This window comes from Mesorhizobium sp. M2A.F.Ca.ET.067.02.1.1 (assembly GCF_004023285.1).
Taxonomy (GTDB): Bacteria; Pseudomonadota; Alphaproteobacteria; order Rhizobiales; family Rhizobiaceae; genus Mesorhizobium.
The window spans coordinates 1-437 of sequence record NZ_RZSB01001439.1; the positions used below are offsets into that span (position 1 = coordinate 1).

The window sequence follows — 437 nt, forward strand, 5'->3', positions numbered from 1 at the left end:
GGCATCAGCGCGAAGGCCGCGATGAGAAGCGCTTTCTTCATGGGATCCTCCTGGTGGTCAGTAGCCCCCGATGATCGGCAGGATCTCGCCGGTGATGTAGCTGGAGCATTGCGGCGAGGCCAGGAACACATAGGCCGGCGCGATCTCCTCCGGCTGAGCGGGCCGCTTCATCGGCGTCTTGGCGCCGAACTGCGAAACATCCTCCGCCTGCTTTTCCGACGGGTTGAGCGGCGTCCAGACCGGACCGGGCGCCACCGCGTTGACGCGAATGCCCTTGGCGATCAGGTTGCCGGAGAGCGCGCGCGTGAAGGCGTGGATACCGCCCTTGGTCATCGAGTAATCGACCAATTCCTTCGAGCCTTCGATACCGGTGACGGAACCGGTGTTGATGATCGCCGAGCCCGGTTTCATCTGCGGCACGGCTTCCTGCGCCATGT

Annotated in this window: 1 protein-coding gene; it reads right to left on the minus strand. The window is 63.8% G+C overall.

What is annotated here, in order from left to right:
• Positions 1-57 precede the first annotated feature (57 nt).
• Positions 58-437, minus strand: a 380-nt coding sequence (locus EOA28_RS38235; RefSeq protein ID WP_128315965.1) for an SDR family oxidoreductase, incomplete at its 5' end; no start/stop codon positions are given.